This is a genomic window from Pararhodonellum marinum (genome assembly GCF_015354735.1).
In the GTDB taxonomy this organism is placed as follows: Bacteria; Bacteroidota; Bacteroidia; order Cytophagales; family Cyclobacteriaceae; genus Pararhodonellum; species Pararhodonellum marinum.
In genome coordinates this window covers 160,406-183,146 of record NZ_JACEFJ010000005.1, presented here as the reverse complement: position 1 = coordinate 183,146, position 22,741 = coordinate 160,406, and the positions used below count along the sequence as shown (strand labels likewise).

The 22,741-nt window shown below is 44.0% G+C and carries 18 protein-coding genes; 7 read left to right on the top strand and 11 right to left on the bottom strand.

All coding sequences use genetic code 11. The features are described from left to right. Positions 1 to 28 precede the first annotated feature (28 nt). The 5 genes from H1A14_RS11805 to H1A14_RS11785 all read left to right on the top strand — a co-directional run bounded on the left by H1A14_RS11805 (position 29) and on the right by H1A14_RS11785 (position 10,103). On the top strand, positions 29 to 625 hold the full coding sequence (locus H1A14_RS11805) for a hypothetical protein (RefSeq protein ID WP_228527749.1): 597 nt from the start codon (positions 29 to 31) through the stop codon (positions 623 to 625). Further along, positions 609 to 3,932, top strand: coding sequence for a VCBS repeat-containing protein (locus tag H1A14_RS11800; protein ID WP_194776457.1), 3,324 nt, complete (start codon positions 609 to 611; stop codon positions 3,930 to 3,932). The genes H1A14_RS11805 and H1A14_RS11800 overlap by 17 nt, the downstream gene beginning before the upstream one ends. A gap of 38 nt (positions 3,933 to 3,970) precedes the next feature. Beyond that, a complete protein-coding gene (locus H1A14_RS11795) occupies positions 3,971 to 7,252 on the top strand; it encodes a VCBS repeat-containing protein (protein WP_194776456.1) in 3,282 nt (1,093 codons plus the stop codon). An 80-nt stretch (positions 7,253 to 7,332) separates the two neighbouring features. After that, a complete protein-coding gene (locus H1A14_RS11790) occupies positions 7,333 to 8,688 on the top strand; it encodes a vanadium-dependent haloperoxidase (RefSeq protein WP_194776455.1) in 1,356 nt (451 codons plus the stop codon). A 170-nt stretch (positions 8,689 to 8,858) separates the two neighbouring features. After that, the gene (locus H1A14_RS11785; RefSeq protein WP_194776454.1) at positions 8,859 to 10,103 is read left to right on the top strand and encodes an NAD(P)/FAD-dependent oxidoreductase; all 1,245 of its coding nucleotides are present in this window, start codon (positions 8,859 to 8,861) and stop codon (positions 10,101 to 10,103) included. Between the two features lie 14 nt (positions 10,104 to 10,117). Here H1A14_RS11785 and H1A14_RS11780 read toward each other — a convergent pair whose 3' ends face one another. Further along, a complete protein-coding gene (locus H1A14_RS11780) occupies positions 10,118 to 11,083 on the bottom strand; it encodes a M20/M25/M40 family metallo-hydrolase (protein ID WP_317174885.1) in 966 nt (321 codons plus the stop codon). A 33-nt stretch (positions 11,084 to 11,116) separates the two neighbouring features. Then, on the bottom strand, positions 11,117 to 11,410 hold the full coding sequence (locus H1A14_RS23345; protein ID WP_317174884.1) for a hypothetical protein: 294 nt from the start codon (positions 11,408 to 11,410) through the stop codon (positions 11,117 to 11,119). Between the two features lie 209 nt (positions 11,411 to 11,619). On the opposite strand from H1A14_RS23345, the gene H1A14_RS11775 reads away from it, so the two are divergent. Both H1A14_RS11775 and H1A14_RS11770 read left to right on the top strand, forming a co-directional pair. Beyond that, complete coding sequence (locus H1A14_RS11775) at positions 11,620 to 13,782, top strand: hypothetical protein (protein ID WP_228527748.1); 2,163 nt, start codon at positions 11,620 to 11,622, stop codon at positions 13,780 to 13,782. A 126-nt stretch (positions 13,783 to 13,908) separates the two neighbouring features. Next, positions 13,909 to 14,049, top strand: a complete 141-nt coding sequence (locus H1A14_RS11770; protein ID WP_194776453.1) for a hypothetical protein — start codon at positions 13,909 to 13,911, stop codon at positions 14,047 to 14,049. Positions 14,050 to 14,384: 335 nt separating this feature from the next. Here the strand turns inward: H1A14_RS11770 and H1A14_RS11765 are convergent, their stop codons facing one another. The 9 genes from H1A14_RS11765 to H1A14_RS11725 all read right to left on the bottom strand — a co-directional run bounded on the left by H1A14_RS11765 (position 14,385) and on the right by H1A14_RS11725 (position 22,725). Continuing rightward, positions 14,385 to 15,161, bottom strand: coding sequence for a Rossmann-like and DUF2520 domain-containing protein (locus H1A14_RS11765; RefSeq protein WP_194776452.1), 777 nt, complete (start codon positions 15,159 to 15,161; stop codon positions 14,385 to 14,387). An 89-nt stretch (positions 15,162 to 15,250) separates the two neighbouring features. Continuing rightward, positions 15,251 to 17,779, bottom strand: a complete 2,529-nt coding sequence (gene ccsA / locus H1A14_RS11760; RefSeq protein WP_194776451.1) for a cytochrome c biogenesis protein CcsA — start codon at positions 17,777 to 17,779, stop codon at positions 15,251 to 15,253. A gap of 29 nt (positions 17,780 to 17,808) precedes the next feature. After that, positions 17,809 to 18,225, bottom strand: a complete 417-nt coding sequence (locus H1A14_RS11755) for a cytochrome c maturation protein CcmE domain-containing protein (protein ID WP_194776450.1) — start codon at positions 18,223 to 18,225, stop codon at positions 17,809 to 17,811. A 113-nt stretch (positions 18,226 to 18,338) separates the two neighbouring features. Beyond that, positions 18,339 to 18,596: a CcmD family protein gene (locus H1A14_RS11750; protein ID WP_194776449.1), complete on the bottom strand. Its 258-nt coding sequence runs from the start codon at positions 18,594 to 18,596 to the stop codon at positions 18,339 to 18,341. Beyond that, the gene (ccsA, locus tag H1A14_RS11745) at positions 18,597 to 19,274 is read right to left on the bottom strand and encodes a cytochrome c biogenesis protein CcsA (protein ID WP_194776448.1); all 678 of its coding nucleotides are present in this window, start codon (positions 19,272 to 19,274) and stop codon (positions 18,597 to 18,599) included. It lies immediately after the preceding gene. Positions 19,275 to 19,467: 193 nt separating this feature from the next. Then, positions 19,468 to 20,133 (bottom strand): heme exporter protein CcmB, encoded by a 666-nt coding sequence (locus tag H1A14_RS11740; protein ID WP_194776447.1) that lies wholly within the window; start codon positions 20,131 to 20,133, stop codon positions 19,468 to 19,470. Positions 20,134 to 20,144: 11 nt separating this feature from the next. After that, a complete protein-coding gene (pyrF, locus tag H1A14_RS11735; RefSeq protein WP_194776446.1) occupies positions 20,145 to 20,963 on the bottom strand; it encodes an orotidine-5'-phosphate decarboxylase in 819 nt (272 codons plus the stop codon). A gap of 149 nt (positions 20,964 to 21,112) precedes the next feature. Next, positions 21,113 to 22,081, bottom strand: a complete 969-nt coding sequence (gene hemB, locus H1A14_RS11730) for a porphobilinogen synthase (RefSeq protein WP_194776445.1) — start codon at positions 22,079 to 22,081, stop codon at positions 21,113 to 21,115. A 92-nt stretch (positions 22,082 to 22,173) separates the two neighbouring features. Continuing rightward, positions 22,174 to 22,725 (bottom strand): TlpA family protein disulfide reductase, encoded by a 552-nt coding sequence (locus H1A14_RS11725; RefSeq protein WP_194776444.1) that lies wholly within the window; start codon positions 22,723 to 22,725, stop codon positions 22,174 to 22,176. Positions 22,726 to 22,741: the final 16 nt, after the last annotated feature.

Genomic DNA, 22,741 nt, shown 5'->3' with positions numbered 1-22,741 from the left:
TGAATAATACATGGTACACGATATTTGGATGAGATCCATTTTAACTCAGATTTTGATTGGGATTCTTCTGATCTTTTTGTTCACCGCCTGTCAAATCCAAAGCGACTATGAAAAAGTCAAACAAAAGGAATTGGCATCAGGGGAGATTCACAATGAATTGTTCTTGGACATTCATTTCGGCATGACCAGAAAGGACTTCTATGTGACCTGCTGGGAACACAACAAAAATGGCATTTTAAGGGATGGCGCCAATGCCTTGCGGATACAGTACAAGCCTGAAGTCAGCTCCGGCAAAGAAGTAAATATGTTTTTTTACCCAAAATTTGAGGATGATAAGATCTATTATATGCCCATGGAGTTCAAATACCCCGCCTGGCTTCCTAACCACACTGATTTCACCAATGATCTCTTGTTGGAAGATGTGATCGCTTTGCTGGAATCATGGTATGGAGAGGGCTTTTTTGAAGTTACCAACAAACAAAAAACCCAGAAAGCATGGGTAAAAATCGACGGCAACAGACATATCAGGGTTTTTATACTTAACCTTTCGATTGTCAGGGCCGAAATCCTTGACCTGAACGTCAAAGATTATTCTGACTTGATGAACCATGACCAAAATCAATAAATATAGCTGGCTTGGCTTGTTAGTTGGCCTGTGGGCGGGTTGCCATACCAAAGAATCTCCTCCCCAGGATACCCTGTTTGAGAAGATTGGTTCCCAATCCTCCGGCATTACCTTCAGCAATGACCTGACCTTTACGGATGCATTTAATATTTTCACCTACAGGAATTATTACAATGGCGGTGGGGTGGCTTTAGGAGATGTCAATAATGATGGTCTCCTGGACATCTATTTCACTTCCAACATGGGTGAGAACAAGCTTTACCTGAATGAAGGTGATTTCAAATTCAAGGATGTCACCGAGGAAGCAGGTGTAGCCGGAACCCGCGCCTGGAGCACAGGAGTGGCCATGGCTGATGTGAATGGAGATGGTCTATTGGATATTTACGTGTGTAATTCCGGCGATATCCAAGGGGACAACAAACAGAACGAGCTCTTCATCAACAACGGTGACGGGACCTTTACTGAGCGTGCCGAAGAATTTGGATTGGCGGATCAGGGGTTTTCTACCCATGCCGTATTTTTCGATTATGACAATGACGGGGACCTTGATGTCTACCTTTTGAACAACAGTTACCAAGCCATCGGCAGCTTCAACAAAATGCAAAACGAACGCCCAAGGCGGGATCCGGTTGGTGGGGACAAGTTGTTCCGGAATGACGGTGGAAAATTTGTTGACGTTAGTGAGGAGGCGGGTATTTTCGGAAGCCTCATCGGATTTGGTTTGGGGATCACCATTGGAGACGTCAATCAGGATGGATGGATGGACATCTTTATTTCCAATGATTTTTTTGAAAAAGATTACCTGTACATCAACAATCAGGATGGGACCTTTACCGAATCCCTGGAAAACTACATGCGGTCCATTTCTGCAGCTTCCATGGGCGCAGACATCGCCGACATCAACAACAACGGCTTCTTGGACATCTTTGTCACTGACATGCTACCGGAACCGCTGGATCGGCTCAAGCAGGTGACTACGTTCGAGAGCTGGGACAGGTATCAGTTCAACAAAGAACATGGCTACCATTATCAACTTTCCCGCAACATGCTCCATGTCAACAACGGGGACGGGACCTTTTCAGAATTGGGCAGGTTAACCGGTATGGAGGCCACGGATTGGAGTTGGGGGGCCTTGATTTTTGACATGGACAATGACGGTAAAAAAGACCTCTTTGTAGCCAACGGCATCTATCAGGACATCACAGACCTGGATTACCTGAACTTTATAGACAATGAGGAAACCAAAAAGAAAATCATTTCCCAACAGGGGGTAAATTACCGGGCTTTGGTGGATCCCATACCAGTGACGCCGGTTCCAAATTATGCGTTCAAAAACGAAGGGGACCTTAAGTTTACCAATCTGGCCGTGGAATGGGGCTTGGGAAACCCCATTCATTCCAACGGTGCAGCTTATGGAGACCTCAACAATGACGGTAGCCTGGATCTGGTGATCAGCAACATCAATCAGGAAGCCTTGATTTTCAAGAACAAAAGCGGGGAATTTCATCCTGAACATCGTTTTTTGCAAATCCAATTGGAGGGAAAGGAAGGGAATACCCATGCCATAGGTGCACAGGTAAGGATCAAAGCAGGGGAAGACATTTTCTACCAGGAACAAATGCCCAACAGAGGATTTCAATCCTCTGTGGACCCTAAACTGACTTTTGGACTTGGTGCCCGTGAAACCCTTGATGAATTGACCATTCGCTGGCCGGATGGGAAGATAACCCATGAAAAAGATCTCCCCACCAACCAATTGCTCACTTTCAAGTGGGAGGAAGCGAATGAATCATCTCCAAATTTTGCGTTTTTTTCACCCAGGCCGACCCCTTTGTTCCAAAAAACAGAAACTTCAGAAAAACTGGATTTCCAACATATAGAAAACAACATCATTGATTTTGACCGCGACAGATTGACTTACCATATGTTTTCTACAGAAGGGCCAAAACTTGCAGCTGGTGATATCAATGGGGATGGTTTAGAGGATTTGTATATTGGAGGGGCCAAAGGCTTTCCCGGAGCACTCTTCATACAACAAGGCAACGGGAAATTTGTGAAATCAGAACAGGAATTTCTGGAAAAAGACCGCTTTTCTGAGGACACCGATGCGGTATTCTTCGATGCAAATGGCAATGGGCACCTGGATCTTTTTGTGACTTCAGGGGGCAATGAATCCGGGTTCGGCGCCTTGGATCTGGCAGATCGCCTTTACCTGAATGATGGCCAAGGCAACTTCACCAAATCAGAGGGAAATGCCTTTCCTGCTATTCGCGGAAGTTCTTCAGTCGTACAGGTTTTAGACATCAACGCAGATGGATATCCGGATTTGTTTGTGGGCGGCCGGCTGGTCCCTTTTGCTTATGGCATCCATGCCAGCAGCCATATTTACCTCAATGATGGAAAAGGCAATTTCAAAGAAGCTTCTTCAACCCATGCCCCGGAATTGAAAGACTTGGGAATGGTCACAGACGCCATAGCAGCTGATGTCAATGGAGATGGCAAAGACGACTTGGTTCTGGTTGGATACTGGATGGCTCCAAAGGTCTTTATTCAGCATGAAGGCAAATTGGTTCGACAGGAAAACAGCCAATTTGATGCGTACAAAGGCTGGTACCAAAGCATCGCCGTAGGTGATTTCAATGGGGACGGTTTACCTGATTTTGTCTTGGGCAATCACGGATTGAACACCAGGTTCAAAGCTTCACAAGAAAATCCCATCCGGATGTTTGTCAATGATTTTGACCAAAATGGCAGCATAGAACAAATTTATACACAAAAGTCGGGCGATACGCACATTCCATATACGCTAAAGCATGAATTGGACATGCAGGTGCCGAAGATTAAAAAGCGCTACCTGAAATACGCGGCCTTCAACAACCAAACTTTGGAGCAGATATTCAGCCCTGAAGAGTTGGCCAACTCGGTCATTCAGGAGGCCAATTTCTTTGAATCCGCCGTCATGCTCAATCAGGGAAATGGAAATTTTACCATTGCTTCACTGCCAAGAATGGCTCAGAAATCCTGGGTATATGCCATATCGGTTACCGATATCAATAAAGATGGCATCGACGACCTGATTCTGGGCGGCAACCTGTATGGGGTAAAGCCTCAGGCAGGAAAATACGATGCCAGTTATGGCGAAGTTCTTCTGGGAGAAGGCGATGGGAGTTTTGAGTACCTACCCAATAGAACGCATGGGCTGTCTCTGACAGGCGATATACGGGATTTCTACACCCTAGAGCAAAAGGGAGAGCGGTTCCTGGTGGTGGTTAAAAACAATGACGAATTGGACATGTGGCGCTACTAGGTCACCCTTGGAATTTGCTGCATCGATACATAAACACAATGCCTAAAAATACCTTTTGCCTCCTTGCAAGTATTTTGGTCCTTTTGATAGGCTGCCAAAAACCCGAAGAGGACACCCTTTTTACATTGATGTCTTCAGAGACGACAGGGATTGACTTCAACAACAGCCTGCAGTCAAGTCCTGAACTTAACATTCTGGAATACCTTTATTTTTACAATGGAGGCGGCGTCGCTGTAGGAGATATCAACAATGACGGCTTGGTGGATATCTATTTCAACTCCAATCAGGGGGAGAACAAGCTTTACCTCAACAAAGGCAATTTCAATTTTGAAGAGATCAGTCAAAGTGCCGGGGTGACCGGAGATGGCGGCTGGTCTACAGGCGTGACCATGGCAGACGTCAACGGGGATGGTTTGTTGGACATTTATGTCTGCCAGATTGGTGATTACAAAGGGCTCAAAGGAAAAAACAAACTCTACATCAACAACGGGGACTTGACCTTTACAGAAAAAGCCTCAGAATATGGCATAGACTTCATAGGATTTTCTACTCAGGCCCTCTTTTTTGACTATGACAATGATGGAGACCTGGATTTGTACTTACTTAACCATTCAATTAAAAAGCCAGAAGTCTTTTCTGCAGCCGATACCCGTGAAAACCGGGATGAAATGGGCGGGGATAGGCTGTTCAAAAACCTTGCTGCCCAAGGGGAAGAAAGGATGACTGATGTTACTGAGGAAGCAGGCATTTTCTCCAGCAGCTTGGGATTTGGATTGGGCATTGCAGCCGCAGACCTCAATGGCGATGGTTTTATGGACCTGTATGTGGCCAATGATTTTACCGAAGATGATTATTTGTACCTCAACAACGGGGACGGAACCTTTAGGGAAGCCTTGTCCGATGCCATACACCATACTTCTCGCTACAGCATGGGCAATGACATCAACGACTTTAACAACGACGGCTTTCCCGACATCTTTACCACAGACATGCTGCCAGAAAATCCTGAAATCTGGATGAAATCCGTAGGGGAGGACAAAGCTGAAGTCTTTGCCATCAAAAAGAATTTTGGGTACAAAGACCAGTATGTGAGAAACCACCTTCAGCTCAATCTAGGCAATGGTATGTTCAGTGAGATTGCCCTATTGACCGGCACCTATGCCACCGATTGGAGCTGGTCTCCTTTGATTTTTGACATGGACAATGATGGATACAAGGACCTCCACATTACCAATGGTATTGTCAAGCGACCCAATGATTTGGATTTCATACAATACAGCCAAGAGCCCACACCTGGATTAAGTGACGAGGAAATTGAAGCCCAACAGATAAAGATGCTGCCTACCGTGAAATTGCCCAATTACAGTTATCACAATCAGGGAGATTTTCGGTTTGAGAATAAATCCTCTATCTGGGGCCTGGATCAAGCCTCCTACTCCACCGGATCGGCCTATGCAGACTTGGACAATGACGGGGATTTGGATTTGATCATCAACAATGTGGATCAGCCTGCTTTTATATACAGAAACAACAGTTCTGAGCAATTGGGTTATCATTTCATTCAATTTCAATTGAATGCGGGGCCATTGAATCCATTTGGAATAGGGACCCAGGTCAGGATCTACCGAGCAGGTGAAATCCTTCATCAGACTGTGGCCAATACCCGAGGGTTCCAATCAGGTGTAGACCCAAGGCTGACGTTTGGATTGGGAAAGGAAGAAAAGATAGATTCCATCCAAGTCATCTGGCCTGGAAATCAGGTGGAGATTTTTGACCTGGACATAGGAAAAAACCATGTCCTGCGACAAGGAGATGGTCGGGAAGTTCCCTATGAATCACCTTTAACCCAACTGGCAGTTGAGGAGCCTGAAATATTTGAGTCCTGGAAACATCAGGAAAACAGGGAATTTAATCCCGAGAAAAGAGAGTACCTGCTGCCCAAGCACTACAGTTCCATGGGACCTGCTTTGGCTGTGGCCGATGTCAACGGAGACGGCTTGGATGACCTTTACCTGGGAGGGGCCAAAGGTCAGCCTGGAGCCCTTTTCCTCCAGCAGCCGAATGGAGAATTCACCCTAAAACCTACACCGATTTTTGAGCAACTCAAGCTGGCAGAAGACGTGGTGGCCGTTTTTTTTGATGCCAATCAAAATGGATTCCCGGATTTGTATGTAGGAAGTGGTGGGCAGGAATTGAACAGTGGTGAATTGTTTAACTATGACCGGCTCTTTCTCAATGACGGTCAGGGCAACCTTGTTTTTTCACCCAATGCTTTACCCCCTTTAGGGGAAAACACCGGCGCTTTGGCCATTCATGACGTAAATGGAGATGGATATCCGGATATCTTTGTAGGAGCCCAGGTCGTGACGGGAAATTATGGTGCTGCTCCTTATTCCTACCTTTTGATCAATGACGGCCAGGGAAAGTTCAGGGATGCTACTGAGCACTATTTTGGAGCAGGCTTTAGACCTGGTATGGTCAATGCAGCGCAGTGGGCCGACCTGGATGGGGATGGGGTGAAGGAATTGATACTAGCAGGAGACTGGATGCCTGTACAGGTTTATAAAAAAACAAGCGATGGAAAATTTAAAAGGACCCCTATCACCGGCCTGGATGACCGAGCAGGCTGGTACAATACGGTTTCGATAGAAGATGTCAATGGGGACGGGCACCTGGACATTTTGGTAGGGAATCTAGGCCTTAATTCCAAGCTCAAAGCCAGCAAGGAAAACCCCATTTACCTTTACCACCATGATTTTGATGGCAATGGGCAGGATGATCCGCTTATTTTTCATTATATGGGTGATCAATTGGTTCCCTTTGCTACGAGGGATGACCTGATCAAACAACTCCCGGTAATCAAAAAGCAACACGAAAGTTACTTCAGCTACGCTCAAATCAGAAAACCATCAGATTTGTTTGGGAATGATGTGCTTCGAGCCGCTCACGTACTTGAAGTCAACGAACTTCGGTCAGGGTATTTCCTCAATAATGGAAATGGGGATTTTGATTTCCACCCTTTTCCCATAAAGAGTCAATTTAGCCCGATCATGGCTTTACACTGGTATAAGGATAGCTCAGAATCCATGGTCTTAACCGCTGGGAACTTCTATGATTTTCGTCATGATTTGGGCAAATCAGCAGCAATGCCCTTTACCCGGATTTCCCTATCCAATGGCATGTCTACCATCTTCTCAAATTATGATGAAAAGACCAATTGGGGTCAATATAGAAGAATGGTAATGGTTAAAAAAGGAGGGAAAAAGTATCTATTGGCCGTCAGAAACGATGATCACCCAGTTTGGATTCCGCTTCCCTAAGGAATTTCTAGGTAGATATAGTTGTTGACAATAATAATAAATTCCGTTAAATTTCGGGTCCAGTGCAAATAACAATACCCATGATACAGTTCAGATTATCCGTTTTAAGCATTTTATTGGCCGGCATGTTGGTTTGGGGGGGTTGCAAAGAGAATACCGCCTACAAAGATGCGATGTTGGATAGTGATGCTCTGGCACAGGGCAATACCCAGATCACAGGGGTGATCATTCATGATATTTTTTCTCCACCGGTAGCCAGCAGAATTTATGCCTATGCCAATATCGCCGCTTACGAGGTGGCTGTTTTGGCTGATCCCCAGTACAAATCGATGATGGGCCAATTGAATGGTTTTGAGAAGAAAGAATTTGATACTTCCAAAGCGTGTCACTTCCCCCTGGCATCCATGACTGCATTTTATGAAGTGGGGACCAGTCTGATTTTTTCGGAAGAGAAAATGATCGCTCAGCAGGAAAAAATGTTTGAAAGAATCAAAAAGCAGGGAATTCCCAAAAAGGTATTTGAAAACTCCGTGGCCTTGGGCAAAGAGGTAGCCGCCCATGTCTTGGCCTATGCCTCCAAGGACAATTATCACCAAAGCCGCTCCTTCGAAAAATACACCATCAGAAACGATGACAATTCCTGGAAACCAACCCCACCTGCCTACATGGAAGGGATTGAACCTCATTGGAACAAAATCAGGCCTTTCCTTTTGGATTCAGCCAATCAGTTTATTCCTAAAGCCCCTACCCCATTTGATATCATCCCGGAAAGCGAATTTTATCAGGAAGCCTATGAAGTATTCAAGGTCGGAAAGGAATTGACCAAAGAACAATCCGATATTGCTTATTTCTGGGATTGCAACCCTTACAAAATGAATGTCAAAGGGCATGTGATGTTTGCCGAAAAGAAAATTACCCCTGGTGGACATTGGATCGGAATCGCCTCAATTGCTTCCAAGGCAAAAGGGCTTGATTGGAAAGCTGCCGCAGAAACACATGCGGTTACTGCCATCACACTATTCGATGGTTTTATTTCCTGCTGGGATGAAAAATACCGCAGTGTCTTGATAAGACCGGAAACCTACATCAACCTGCACATCGATGAGGATTGGTTGCCCTTGCTTCAGACCCCTCCATTTCCTGAGTACACCAGTGGTCACAGTGTGATTTCAACGGCTGCTTCTTTGGCCTTAGGCCATTTGCTCGGGGATGAGTTACATTTAGTGGATTCCACTGAAGTGGCTTATGGATTACCGATCAGAGAATTTGATTCTTTCAGCCAAGCAGCGGCAGAGGCTGCCATTAGCCGTTTTTACGGGGGGATTCATTATATCCCCGCCATCGATAATGGGGTAGACCAAGGAAGAATGGTAGGTAACCATGTCATCCAAAACATACATACCAGACAGGAAAACCTTGCTGCCAATAAGGATTGATTTCTTGAAGCAAATTCATATTCGGAATATCTGAAAACTCGCATCCCTTGTCATTTCGACTTTATCGCCTCTAGTCATTTCGACCGTAGCCCCTTGGTCATTTCGACCGAAGGGAGAAATCTATGATGCTTCAATCATTTTATTTCCCCTAAAACCCGCTAAATTGGAACATGAAACCAACCGTTATCATTGGCGGAGGCATAGTGGGACTTTTCACCGCTTACTATCTGCATAAACAGGGTATAGAGGTGATGATCCTGGACAAGGGAGACCTTCAGGTCAATTGTTCTACAGGCAATGCGGGCATGGTTGTGCCCAGTCACATCATGCCATTGGCCTCACCGGGGATGGTCAGCAAAGGACTCGGGTGGATGCTTTCTGCCAAAAGCCCTTTTTACATTCATCCCAAATGGGACCGAAAACTTTTTCATTGGTGCCTGCTTTTTTACCGTTCCGCCAATGAAAAAACAGTAGAGAAAAGCATTCCTTTTTTAAAAAACCTTGGGCTCTACAGTAAATCACTTTACCATGAGTTTAAAGAATCGCACTCAAAAACAGATATTGGATGGGTTGAAAAAGGCTTGATGATGCTTTACCAAACTTCTGCCGGAGAAAAAGAGGAAAATGAATTTGCTGTCTTGGCCAGGAAAAATGGCGTGCAAGCAGAAATCCTCAGCCCAACCGATATCCAAAAACTGGAACCCAATCAACAGGTCAATGCCCGGGGAGCCGTGCTCTTTCCCGGAGATGCCCATCTTAAACCCGCAGCCTTATACCAATTTCTTCAAAAATACCTGTTGAAAAACGGCGTAACCATCCAACCCAATTCGTTGGTAAGGGCTTTTGAAAGGAAAAACGGCACCATCAATAAGGTGATAACCCAAAACGAAGCCATTGATGTGGGAAAGATCATTCTTTGTGGTGGAGCTTGGTCAGCTGAATTGGCGGAAATAATGGGCTTTAAATTGCCCTTGATGGGAGGCAAAGGGTACAGTTTTATGCAAAAAAACCAACCCCAACTGCAACAGGCCAGCATCCTGACAGACATGAAGGTTTCGATGACCCCTTTCGGAGATGAGGTACGTTTTGGTGGTACCATGGAAATCGCCGGGACCAATGAAGCCATCAACCTCAGCCGGGTACGCGGTATTTTTGAAGCCATCAAGCGGTATTATCCTGACTTTGAGGCCACCTTTCCAAAACAAGAGGACATTTGGCATGGCCTTCGTCCCTGCACGCCTGACGGATTGCCTTACATCGGCCCCGCGCCAAACCTTGACAACGTTTGGGTGGGCTCCGGGCATGCCATGATGGGCGTCAGCCTTGCGCCAGCTACGGGAAAAATCTTGGCCAATCTGCTGAGCGGCCAATCCCCTCCTTTAAACATCGAAGGCTTTCGGGTTTCGAGATTTTAGTTGGGATTTGAGACTTATTTTCCGTGAAGGAGTCGGTACACCAATAAGGTACTTCTTTTGATCAGGTCAGGATACTCTTTTAAGTTGATGGTTTCATTTGGGGTATGGGCTCCTCTACCCGGAGCTCCTATTCCATCGAGACAATCCAAGTATTCGGCAAGGTAGGAAATGTCCCCTGCCCCTCTTGAACCGGGATCCCCGGGCCTTACTTCCCCAAAACCCAAATCCTGACTGACTTGGTCCAAGATGCCGGCCAATGCCAAGTTCCCCTCTGTCGGTGGCATAGATGGAATGCCATCTTGAAACACAATCCTAGCAGACGTGCCAGGCAGGTTTTGATCCACAATGGCCCGCATTTTTTCCCTTGCCCTTTCTTTTTGATCCTCTCCCAAAAACCTAAGATCACCGGTCACATAGGCTTTGCGGGAAACAATATTCGTTTTACCCAATGCCTCAGCTTTTCCACTTTGGGAGTCAAAAGAAATGTCAGAACCACCCACAATTTGTCCGGGATTAAAAGTCAGATAGGTTTCCCCTCCTAGTTCTTCTCTGAATTGGTTCAATATGCGGGATGCCTCATAAATGGCCCCATAGCCTACCCTTTCACTGAAGACACCCGAAGAATGTGCTTGATTGCCTTCCGTTTCCAAAGACCATGTACTGGCCCCACGCCTTGCAACAGTGGCAATGTTAAATCCTTGAGCAGTCTCATAACCTAAGGCAATATCACAGGACTGGGCTCTTCTGATAAAATCCCCCCGGCTCACCTCTTCAGGGTTTCCGGCATTTTCTTCATCTCCGGTAAAATAAACTACAATGGTTCGGTCTTTCAACATACCCAACTCGTGTAGGGCTTTTAAGCTGGCAAAGATCATGACATTTCCACCCTTCATGTCATTCACTCCCTGTCCGGTAGCGGTGCTGTCATTGATGATGGTAAAAGGAGAAAAAGGCATATCTGCTTCAAAAACCGTATCCAAATGCCCGATAAAAAAAAGCTTTTTGCCTATACTTCACTTTTTTGTGGCCACAAAGTGACCTGCTCTGTTTAGGGAATCCGGCAGGCTCACCCATTCTGTTTCAAAACCGATGGTTTGAAACTCCCTTTCGAAGATACGACCCACTTCCCTGACACCATTCAGATTTAAAGTGCCCGAATTGATATTGACCGTTTCTTCTAAAAGACCCAACATCTCCTCGTAATTTTCCTCAACCCGCTGAATGAGTAGCTTCTCCTTGTCAGAAAGCCGTTGGCCCATGGCTTCAACCGTTAAAATCAGAAGGGCAAAAGCAAAGAATTTTTTCATAAGCTAAGGGATTAATGAGTAGATTTTGGGTTTGTTTAAGGACAAAATTAATCATCTTGGGCATCTTTGAAACCACAGTGACATAAATCTATACCCCTTATCAGGAAATAGACCCTTCTAGATGATACATGAACATTGACACTTTTCAATTCCGGACCGATTACGTATCTTTCTACATCTGCCTATTTATCTAAAGAAAATTTCCTGAAATGATAAACCTGAAAAAACTGTTGATTTGCCTTACTATTGGGCTATTTGGGAGCTTGTCTTCTATACAAGCACAATCGGTATATCTTGCGTATGACAAAACCTCACCCCAATCCACATATGCTTATTCTCAACTTTCCCAAGTTCTAAAACAAAAGGGATATCAAATTCAATCAGCACCCGGCAATTATGATTTCCTGATTAGTTTGGCCACTCATCCCATGCGGCTCAAACCAGAATCATTTTCTATCATTCCGGAAGCAAAAGTCATCAGCATTTATGGGGGTGATCAAAGGGGAATGATTTACGGGGCCCTCGCAGTGGTGGAGGCCCTAGAAAATGGACAAACCCTAGGAGAGATCAAAGCTTCCGAAGCAAGTCCAAATCAGGAGTTTCGAGCCATCAAATTCAACCTTCCATGGCAAACCTACCGTGAGAGTTCAGCGCTTGACCTGCATATGGAGACAGCAAAAGATCCTGAATTTTGGAAGGCGTTTTTGGATATGATGGTCAAGAACCGCTTCAATACCATCAGTCTTTGGAACATGCATCCATATACTTTCATGATCAAACCGAAGAATTTTCCTGAGGCAAGCCCTTGGACCGATCAAGAACTGGCGGAATGGAAAAAATTGTATGCCTCCATATTCCAAATGGCCAAAGAGCGTGGATTGGATACCTATTTGGTACATTGGAGCATATTTGTATCTGAGGAATTTTCCCAAGCCCATGGGTTAGCAAAAGACAATGTCTTCCCCAATTATTATGTAGAGGGGGATACCTCTGAGATAGTTCGTCGGTATTTGCGGGAAAGTGTAACACAGGTTTTGGAAGAATATCCTGATCTGGATGGCATAGGCATCTCACATGGGGAAGGCATGGCTGGTATGACTCCCCTGGAAAGACAACTTTGGATGGATGATGTCCTGATTGCAGGAATGTTGGAAGCCAATAGGCCCGTAAAACTGATCCACCGGGTTCCGTTTTCTTCCGGTCTGTCATCTGAAGGCGGTACCAGCAGAAACGTAGAGGTAGTCACAAGAGAGGCGATCGAAAGGTTGGAAAACCGCTTCGATGGGCCTATTTGGGCCGAGATGAAGTTCAATTGGTCCCATGCACACTCCACCCCCAAACTGGTGAAAGTCCATGGTGGGGATCTGGGCGATACCTATTTCGATCCCCTTCCTTCCAATTACAAAATAACATGGATGGCAAGGAATGAAGATTTCTTTGCCTTGAGGTGGGGAGTGCCAAGCTTTATCCGAGAACATATTGCCCGTAACGGAGAAGCTTCCTATGTAGGAGGGTACTTCGTTGGATCCGAATGTTATATTCCCGCCAAAGATTATTTCACTTCCTCAAACGGTTCCTTCAACTGGAAATATGCTTTTGAAAGACAGTGGCTTTTTTATAAGCTTTGGGGCAGGTTGCTTTATGATCCTAAAACCCCCGATAAGGTTTTTCAAGCGGCTTTCAATCAGCGGTATGGAGATGGTGGGGACAATTTGTTGAATGCATTTTCTCTGGCCTCTTCCACCCAGCTTCGTTTGGCCTCTCAATATGACTCCAAATGGGATTTTACATTGTATAGTGAAGGTTTCTTGGCCCTTCAGGGAGATACTACCAAATTTATTTCTGTAAACCAATTGATAGCGCACCCCACCATGGATAAAGATTACGTGTCAGTGGCTGACTATGTGGATAAAGGGCTCACCAAAGGCTCATTTGGTGCCGGGTCCACCACTCCACTAAGTTTGGCCAAAAATCTGGAGCATGACAACCTTGAGGCATTGCGGCTTGTTGAAGGGATTGATGTATCCAATGATGCTTCCCTTCTGCATGAAGTGGCCGATGTGAAGATTTGGGCAAATTTAGGCCTATATTTTGCCGAAAAGCTACGTGGAGCAGTGGCTTTACAGACTTTTAGAAAAACGTCAGACGCCAATTATCAACAGGAAGCGATTGATCACCTTGAAAAGGCTTTGGCTTATTGGGATGAGGTAATTCAGATTTCACGCCCTCTTTACAAAGATATGCCTCTTACGCATTACAACCACAATTTCTTTTATCCCAATGAGGACAATCTTTTCCATTGGGCATTATTGCGAAAAGATGTGGCTAGAGACATTGAAATAGCTAGAAATAGTGTTGGTGAGCACAAATAGTATAAGCATGGTTAGGTTCAAAAAAACAGGATGGGTCTGTAGGAACAGGCATTGAATTCGATTAATCGAAGGAATAGGTCCGATAAAGAAAAAATAAAGGCAGCTTACTAAAGTGACCCGCAATTTTTGGTCATCCCCGTTGATGCAGACATTGTGGTACCCTATTGCCAAAGTGAACTTTTTACCAAAGCATTGGAAGCAAAAGGGCTATTATATAAGTTTGTAATCGTATCAGGAGGACAACATGTGCCAGACACCTTCAAATAAGACAGGTTTGTCCAAATGATAGAATTCTTTCTGTTAGCATCAAAGAAACCATAAAAATTTGGCTCTAGTATTAGGGATCAACAATGGAATTTAAATATCCTCACGATACGATTGATCATTAACTTTTGAAGGAAGGCACCAAAAAAGAGAAAGGGGCCTAAAAAACGATTTTTAAAATACCCCTCGCAGTGACTTAATCTTAAAATTTTTAGCAGAAAAAGTTGCTTAATCACCCATGTCAAAATTAGTAAATAATTTCACATTAACAAAAACATGTTTTGAATTATTTTATTTGCATTTTAGACAAAGATATTTTTAATTTTTCATGAATTAGTTCAATTTGAATCGATGATATCCTGAGATATCTGTTTATAAATTTCAGCCAGCTGCTCATTGTAGTTTAGAAAATGAACATGGTCTTCGAGGGTTTCAAAATCATTGCGTATGGCCGGTCCTGTTTGGGCATATTTTGATCCCATTTCTAAGCTTTTGCCGATGGTCTCAATGATGAGGGGTTTGAGCATGTCAAAATCCAATCCTTGTCTTCGCATCACCTCTTCTGCGATCCTGATCATATGATTGGTAAAGTTATTGGAAAACACTGCTGCGATATGCAAGGCCTTACGATCTTTTGATTTAACCACATATTGCAGAGGAGAAAGGCTTTTAGCCAATTTTTTCAACTTCTGCAGCGTAGTCTGATCATCCGATTCCAAAATAAAAGGTACATCATCCATTTCCAACTCTCTTCCGGCGGTGAAGGTCTGTAGTGGGTAAAAAATACCGGTGAAAGAAGCCGAACTGTAGTTAAGGTAATCCAGTGGCACTGTTCCTGAGGTATGGACCAGAATGCTGTCTTCTGGAAGGATCACCTTATCAGCGATTTCACTGATAGCAGAATCACTTACAGCCAAAATAAAAATTTCTGCTTTGCTTTCTGAGAAGTCCAGGTCATCCTTGGGCTCAGCTTCATACAGCCGTTCGGTAATTTTTGAAGCTGCCTTTATATTTCTTCCGTACACCTGCAAGACATGGTGCCCCGCATTTTCCATTGCTGGAGCCAGGTGCCAGGCTACGTGACCTGTACCTAAGAGAACAATTTTGAAATTCATAGCTGAAATAACCAAAATTTCCTGAAAAAATAAAGAAACCGAGACCAACTTCTTTAGGGTGGTCTCGGTTTCTTCTTTCCATAAAAATTTTATTCCAATCCTTTGTCACGCATCTTACTGAATTCATCATATCGCCTGTAAATGGCTACTGAGAATCCGAAGAGCATGATGATGGTGCCAGCCCAAAGAATGTTGATATGGGGTTTGACCATGGCTTTCATCACCACATAATCCTTTTGGTAGCGGTTGACCTTAAAAACAAATTTGTTTTCTTCCGGCAAAATATTTTCCAAGGTCACTTTGACACCCAGGTCATTGTCAATGACCGGAATCCTACCCACTTGACTGCCCCGGATCAGAAAAATGGGTTCAAGAGGCTTTCTTATATCATTGTCCAGAACGATCAGCTTGGCTTTCACCGCAATATCACCTTCCTCCAATTCAAAGCCTTCCACCTCTGTGATTACTTCCCCACCTTCAAAATTTGTTACGAAATCACTGATGAAAACCTGTTCTCCGGGACTGATTTCGTACCATTCATCTTCCTTCCATTCAGGATCCTCATAATCATTGATGGCAGATATATGGGTGTATAAGTCCTTGGAGAGAAACCTTTTGGAATCCGGCGAGGAGATCAGCCCCATCGTGGGATTGGGTTGAGACATAGGGAAGAGGGTAAATTTGTACTCATCGTCCTGATAATATTCTATTTCAAAATAACTGTTTTCCTCAAGGACCAGATTTACTTTATCTCCTTTTTGATGATACACCTTTCCTTTAGCCGAAATGTCCTCAAGGGCAATGGCTACATTGACATCATCTGTGGTTTGTAGCTTATTTACTCTGACATAACCAGGCACACCCACCACCTTCTTGTGTCTTCCCCGGTATACCACATCGTAATCCTTCATTTGGGTGGGTTTGTTGACCCAAAGCAACACATTCTGCTTATTAAGATCATCTTCCCATTCTCGCTTATAGGTCAAACCACTCAGATTGGTAGAGATTACTTCAGAGTATCCCGAAGAAAACATGATCCCAATCAATATCATCCCCAAGCCAATATGGGCTAGAGAACCGCCAGCCAATTTAAAGCTTGATTTTCTGAGTATCTTGATTAAAATGGTGCTGTTGGCCACAATGGTAAACACACCTGCCAAAACAATCACCATAAACCTTATGTCATACACCTTTGCCAAAACAATAATGATGGCTGTGAGTAAAATGGTAATGATGTAAGGAACTGTCAATGCTTCTTTTAGGGTTTTTCCGTCCATTTTGTTCCACCAAAAGAACTGTCCCACCGCGGTCAACAAAGCCAGGATAACGGCAAACCACAATTGGAATTTGGTGTAAAAACCTACTTGGTCCGCCGGGGGAGCCATGTTTGAAATGCCTCCAAACATTTCCACGATGGCATTAAATACTGGAATGGAAGTAGGCAAAATAACCTGAAAAGCCATCAAAGCCAAGGTGGTGGCTCCGATGAAAATCCAAAATTCTCTGGAATAAACTGATGCCTCTCTTTCCGAAGTGGGGATGTGTTTCCAGGACTTTGCGGCCAGAAAAACTGCAGCGAAGAGAAAAAAGAGCATGTAAATCAACAATTGCCCTGATAGCCCTAAGTCTGTAAAGGAATGTACAGAGGCATCTCCCAAGACGCCACTTCGGACCAAGAAAGTAGCATAAAGTACCAGGATAAAGGTGGAAATCACCAGAACAATGGAGGTTTTGAGTGCTGTGCTGCTTTTTTTGAAGGTGATCATGGTGTGAATAGATGCCACCAAAATCAACCAAGGCACATAAACGGCATTTTCTACTGGATCCCAATTCCAATAACCTCCAAAATTTAACGTCACATAAGCCCAATAGGCTCCCATTATGATGCCCATCCCCAGAATCATAGCCGAAAATATGGCCCATGGCAATGCTGGTCTGATCCATTCGGAATATTTTTTTGTAGCCAATCCCGCCATCAGAAAGGCGAAAGGTACCAAAGTAGAGGCATACCCTAGAAACAAGGTAGGTGGATGAATTACCATCCAAATGTTCTGCAACAACGGGTTAAGCCCCGTACCATCAGCAGGTACAAAATCTGGATTGATCTGGAAAATAGGGGCATTGCTGACATCTCTCAACAACATGAAAGGAGAACTACCTATCTTTAAATCCCCAATTACCACGCCTAAAATCATGGAAACAAGGAAAGCCTGAACCAATGCGAAAACGATCATGACAGGTCCCTCCCATGCCTTGTTGGTGCGAATCAAAATAAGTCCCAAAACCATGTTCCAAAAGATCCAAAGGATAAAGGCCCCTTCCTGACCTTCCCAAAAACTTGAGATCATGTAATGCACTGGCAGTGCTTTGGAGGAATGGGAATAAGCGTAGAAATACTCGAACCGGTGGTTGTAGATAATTTCAAAAAGAGCAAAAGCGATGGTCACGCTGGAAAGCGCATGCACGTAAAAAACCGTCCGACTGAATTTTTGCCAACTGGGTTTTTCCAATTCAGAAGCGATACTGAATCTGTAATAAGCATAAGCTGTGAGGATGGCGCTTACAAAAGCCAAGACCACTGCGAAATGGCCTAAATTACCAACAAAGGTATTGATCATAGTTTACTTTAATCGAGAAGGAAACATGCTTACATTCCGGCTGACTGTACCTCAGTCTCCTGATATTTGGATGGGCATTTCATGAGGATCTTATCTGCAACAAACATTTCCTCAGACTTAAAAGAACCGATAACGACGATTTGTTCAGTCCTAACAAAATCCGCTGGAACAGGTTCGTTGTAATAAACCTGTTGCTCTATGCCATCATTGTCCACCATGGTAAAAATGAAGGAGGTTTTATCTTCTTCTACCTGCAAGCCTACTACCCTACCATACGCGTCTTTTTTCAATTCTCCTACCACGTGGATGGCTTTGCTATCGCCTTTTACTGCCAAGGCTTTAGCTGTGGAGAAACTTTCATAAGTACTTGCATCTCCAATGGAGGAAATGATGATCAAGATGGCGACGGCTATGATTCCAATCCCGATGATATGTCCCTTTTTCATAATTTTTATCAATTTATACAGCAAGAAGGCTCATTGTACCTAACGACAAAACCTATCTCTCTGATCATTGTTATTAAGCATTTTAATCGGAAATTTTCTGAATAAAATGATATTCAATCATATCCACTCTCTTCTTTGAGCATTTTCTCGAGTTTGACCACTTTCCTATCGGTACTTATGAGGTAAACCAAAATTCCGCCGAAAACAATCCCGATAATGCCAACTAGCACATAAATTTTTCCGCTAGAACGCATGACGTCCGCCATTTCAATTCGGGAATTTTGATAGTCTTCCTCTGTGATGGGGATTTTATCCTGAGCCGATGCATTCAGGCTGATCACTAGGAAAAGGATGCAGAACCAGTTTTTCATTTAAGTCTGATTAATCAGTTTGTTTTCAAGTTTTCGCTCTATCCTTCTGAGTCTCACCCTAACTGTACTCAACCATGCTCCCAAAAGCGTCCAACCTATAATCGCGGGATAGAACACCAATCTAAGATTGCTGTCAAGATCATAGGCATTGAATCCAGGATTACCTCCGTTGCCAGGGTGAAGGCTATCGGTAAGTCTTGGCAAGACAAAGATCAGCGGAATAAAAGCCGCAAAGGCAAAGATATTGTAAATGGCACCTATTCTGGCTCTTTGATATACATCAGTGAGTGAATTTCTTAAAACCAAATAGGCAAAATACATCAGCAATCCAATGGCTGAAGCGTTTTGTTTGGGATCACCACTCCAATAGTCTCCCCAAGTAAATTTAGCCCACAACATGCCCGTGACAATTCCCAAGACACCAAAAAGAATGGCGGAATTGGTAAATTCTATGGCCATATCATCATGCTTCAGGTCATTGGATCGCAGGTATCGGATGCTGTGGTATACCGCTACCACCAGCATAAGGATCATGCCAAACCACATGGTCACATGGAAATACAAAGCCCGAATGGTTTCATTGAGAATAGGCAGTCTAGGAACATCTCCCAAAAGGCCCACGGTCAGGGTAAATCCCAATAAGATGACTGACAGTACCTTCCACCAGTTTGCTCTCATTTTATTTCGTTTGCTTAATTAAGTGCAAAAATAAGCCATAAGTTTCTCATTCCTGTGCTTTTTGTCATATAATAAGTCCCGTTTTGGATAAATGGCAGAAAATCGGAAAGAGGGGTATAGAAACAGGAAACCAAAGAGATAAGGTAAATCTTTTGTTTTGGGGTTTCAAACAGCTTTCGCCAAGTGGAAAATCTCAACTCCTCCAGAGGTAAGGAAAAAGTATATAAGCCGTGGCAGCGATCACGGCATTGATCGCCAAAAGGGTGATCAACTTATCCACACTGACAGACCAATCCAAACCATCCAGGGCGTTTTTAGAAATCCGTATGGACATCAATAAGATGGGAATAATGATGGGAAAACTCAGGATGGCCATCAGCGTCGCGTTGTTACCCGCTTTGGAAGCAATCCCCGAAACCATGGTAAGACAGGCCGAGAATCCCACAGATCCCAAAAAGAGGTTCAAGAGAAAAAGACCTTGGTCCTGCACCGGATTTCCCAATATCACCCCAAACACCAGATAACCCAACAAAGCCAACATCAGGGTCAGCAAGGTATTGTAAAAAATTTTGGAAATAATGATGGCTTCAGGGGAAGCGATCATGTAATAGTACAGCTGCCTGCCTTGATGCTCCTGAACGAAACTTTTGGCAACCGCATTGACAGCAGAAAAAAGAATGATGATCCAATACAAGGCATTCCAAGTCCCGACATTAAGGTTACCTTGCTGGGCACCTACACTGAGATAAGTGAGAAAAACCGCACTTACTACATACAATAGGATACCATTGAGGGCATACTTTTGCCTCCACTCCAGGGTGATTTCCTTTCTAACCAATACGGCAATTTCTTTCCACATGGTTTTGGTTCTTAATGACAATACTGATCCAACAGCTGACCCATTTCCTCTTTTATCTTTATCGCCTCTTTTTGTGCTGACCGTCCAAAATCTTTGTCTCTTGAAGCATAAATGATGCCTCTTGAGGAATTGACCAAAAGGCCACACTGTTTGTTCATCCCGTAGCGGGCCACTTCTTCCAAACTCCCGCCCTGCGCTCCAACGCCCGGTACCAGAAAAAAATGGTCGGGAACAATTTTTCTGACTTCGGCAATTCTTTCCCCTCTCGTCGCTCCCACCACATACATCAGGTTATCCAAATTTCCCCATTGTTGACTCTTCTTCAAAACCTCCGAATACAGAGGACTCCCGTCTTCAAGGAGCAGGGACTGGAAATTTTGACTGCCTTGGTTAGAGGTCAGGGCCAATAAAATGACCCACTTGTCTTTGAAATCCAGGAATGGTTTTACACTATCCTCACCCATATAGGGCGCCACAGTTAAAGCGTCAAAATCCATGGTTTCAAAAAAAGCTTTCGCATACAATGCAGAAGTGTTTCCGATATCGCCTCTTTTGGCATCGGCTATAGTAAAAATGTCTTTGGGAATGTATTCAAGGGTTTTCTGAAGGCTTTCCCACCCTTTAGGTCCTTGGGCTTCGTAGAAGGCTAAGTTGGGTTTATAGGCTATCGCATGGTCTGCAGTATGATCAATAATTTGTTTATTGAAGGCGAAGACCGGATCTTTTTCCTTCAGCAAATGGGTAGGTATTTTGGAAAGGTCTGTGTCCAATCCCACACAGAGGAAGGAGGACTTGTTCTGAATGTGTTGAAAGAGGGCTTGTCTATCCATGGGTTGATGCTGGGTTTAATGGAGAGGCCGTATAAAACTTGCCCCAACAAAAACTAGCACAAACTTAATACAAAGCATGCAAATAGTAAGGAAAAAGGTGCCTAGTTAAATAGCTATCAAGATTGGAACCCATTTCTTGGTGACTACACTTATTTTGAAAGCAGGGCAAACTCCTTGGCAAAATAGCTTAGAATCACATTGGCGCCTGCTCTTTTGATACTCAATAGAGATTCTAACATGGCCCTTTCTCCGTCTAGCCAGCCTTTTTCATCTGCTGCTTTGATCATGGCATATTCACCGCTCACATTATAGGCGGCGATAGGAAGGTTATAATTGTCATTCAGCAGGCGAATCACATCCAGGTAAGCCAGGGCAGGCTTGACCATCAGAAAATCAGCCCCTTCCTCTGCATCAAGATCTGCCTCTATCAAAGCCTCCCGATAATTCGCCGGATCCATTTGATAGGATTTCTTGTCTCCCATCTTAGGCGCAGAGTCCAAAGCATCTCTGAAAGGCCCATAAAATGCACTGGCGTATTTGGCGGTATAAGACATGATGGAAACTTCGGTGAAATCATGCTCATCCAGTACCTGTCGGATATACCCAACTCTTCCATCCATCATATCAGAGGGACCTAAAATATCGGCTCCTGCCCTTGCTTGGGCCAAAGCCATTTTGCCAAGGATTTCTAAGGTCTCATCATTGAGTATCTTGCCATTTTGAACCAATCCATCGTGTCCATCTGAGCTGTACGGATCCATGGCCACATCGGTCATCACACAGGCTTCTGGAAAAGTGGATTTGATCTTGTGGATGGCTTTGAGGTAAAATGTATCAGGCTGGTAACTTTCTGTAGCCCATTTGTCCTTCTTGTCCTCAGGATAAGCGGGGAAAATATCAAAGGCTTTAATCCCTAATTTTAGACAGCTTTCGACCTCCTCCAAAAGCAAATCCAAGGAATAACGATAAATTCCAGGCATGGAGGCAACAGGAATTTTTTGGTTAACACCTTCTATCAAAAAAACAGGGAAAATGAAATCCTTGACTGATAGTCGGGTTTCTTCGACCATTTCCCGAATTACGGTTGATTTCCTGTTTCTTCTGGGTCTTCTTAGCATGGCAATTTTATGGTTTACCAACAAAAGTAATGATTATGAAAGAAGATTCGGGTCCGGAATGTTTCTAATTCTCGTAAAACCTTTCTCAAATGCTATTTCAATTGTTCATCTAAAAAGTTTTCCATCATTTGTGGATGTAAAGGTGAGGCGCCCACCAATACCTGTTTGACTTCACCCTCCGCCGTTACCATAAGGTGAAGCGGAATGGCTCTTCCATGGTACCTTTGATCAAAGGCTTTCAGAAAATCATACGCATCCAGGTTTCCAAAACTGAGCTCATAATCAAATCGAAACTGCCTTCTTTTTCCAACAAATTTCTGATAGACCGTTTCATTTTCATCCGAAAAAGCAATAAATCTGACTTTCTTTCCTTCATACTTATCCACCAGATCATTAAGGTCGGGAATCTCTTGGATGCAAGGGCCGCACCAGGTAGCCCATAGGTTGATGATAACCACTTCTTCCGGTTGCAGCATGGGAATGTCACCTTCCACAAGCAGTTTATTCAGCCTATCCTTTACATTGTCTGCTTGAACAGGTTTATCGGGAACAGCTGTGTAGGATTTGATGTATTCAAATCTAACGGGTGTAAGGAGATATACTGTGAGCCAAACAGCAAAAATCTGAAGCTTGATCGTGTTCATGTATATAGGTTTGAAC

Excerpts from the sequence above, each read along its gene's own strand:
- H1A14_RS11740 (WP_194776447.1), bottom strand. The coding sequence starts at position 20,133 with ATGTGGAAAGAAATTGCCGTATTGGTTAGAAAGGAAATCACCCTGGAG.
- H1A14_RS11795 (WP_194776456.1), top strand. The coding sequence starts at position 3,971 with ATGCCTAAAAATACCTTTTGCCTCCTTGCAAGTATTTTGGTCCTTTTG.
- H1A14_RS11775 (WP_228527748.1), top strand. The coding sequence starts at position 11,620 with ATGATAAACCTGAAAAAACTGTTGATTTGCCTTACTATTGGGCTATTT.
- H1A14_RS11805 (WP_228527749.1), top strand. The coding sequence starts at position 29 with ATGAGATCCATTTTAACTCAGATTTTGATTGGGATTCTTCTGATCTTT.
- pyrF (WP_194776446.1), bottom strand. The coding sequence starts at position 20,963 with ATGGATAGACAAGCCCTCTTTCAACACATTCAGAACAAGTCCTCCTTC.
- H1A14_RS11785 (WP_194776454.1), top strand. The coding sequence starts at position 8,859 with ATGAAACCAACCGTTATCATTGGCGGAGGCATAGTGGGACTTTTCACC.
- hemB (WP_194776445.1), bottom strand. The coding sequence starts at position 22,081 with ATGCTAAGAAGACCCAGAAGAAACAGGAAATCAACCGTAATTCGGGAA.
- H1A14_RS11800 (WP_194776457.1), top strand. The coding sequence starts at position 609 with ATGACCAAAATCAATAAATATAGCTGGCTTGGCTTGTTAGTTGGCCTG.
- H1A14_RS11725 (WP_194776444.1), bottom strand. The coding sequence starts at position 22,725 with ATGAACACGATCAAGCTTCAGATTTTTGCTGTTTGGCTCACAGTATAT.
- H1A14_RS11765 (WP_194776452.1), bottom strand. The coding sequence starts at position 15,161 with ATGAATTTCAAAATTGTTCTCTTAGGTACAGGTCACGTAGCCTGGCAC.
- H1A14_RS11755 (WP_194776450.1), bottom strand. The coding sequence starts at position 18,225 with ATGAAAAAGGGACATATCATCGGGATTGGAATCATAGCCGTCGCCATC.
- H1A14_RS23345 (WP_317174884.1), bottom strand. The coding sequence starts at position 11,410 with ATGAAAAAATTCTTTGCTTTTGCCCTTCTGATTTTAACGGTTGAAGCC.
- ccsA (WP_194776451.1), bottom strand. The coding sequence starts at position 17,779 with ATGATCAATACCTTTGTTGGTAATTTAGGCCATTTCGCAGTGGTCTTG.
- H1A14_RS11790 (WP_194776455.1), top strand. The coding sequence starts at position 7,333 with ATGATACAGTTCAGATTATCCGTTTTAAGCATTTTATTGGCCGGCATG.
- ccsA (WP_194776448.1), bottom strand. The coding sequence starts at position 19,274 with ATGAGAGCAAACTGGTGGAAGGTACTGTCAGTCATCTTATTGGGATTT.
- H1A14_RS11750 (WP_194776449.1), bottom strand. The coding sequence starts at position 18,596 with ATGAAAAACTGGTTCTGCATCCTTTTCCTAGTGATCAGCCTGAATGCA.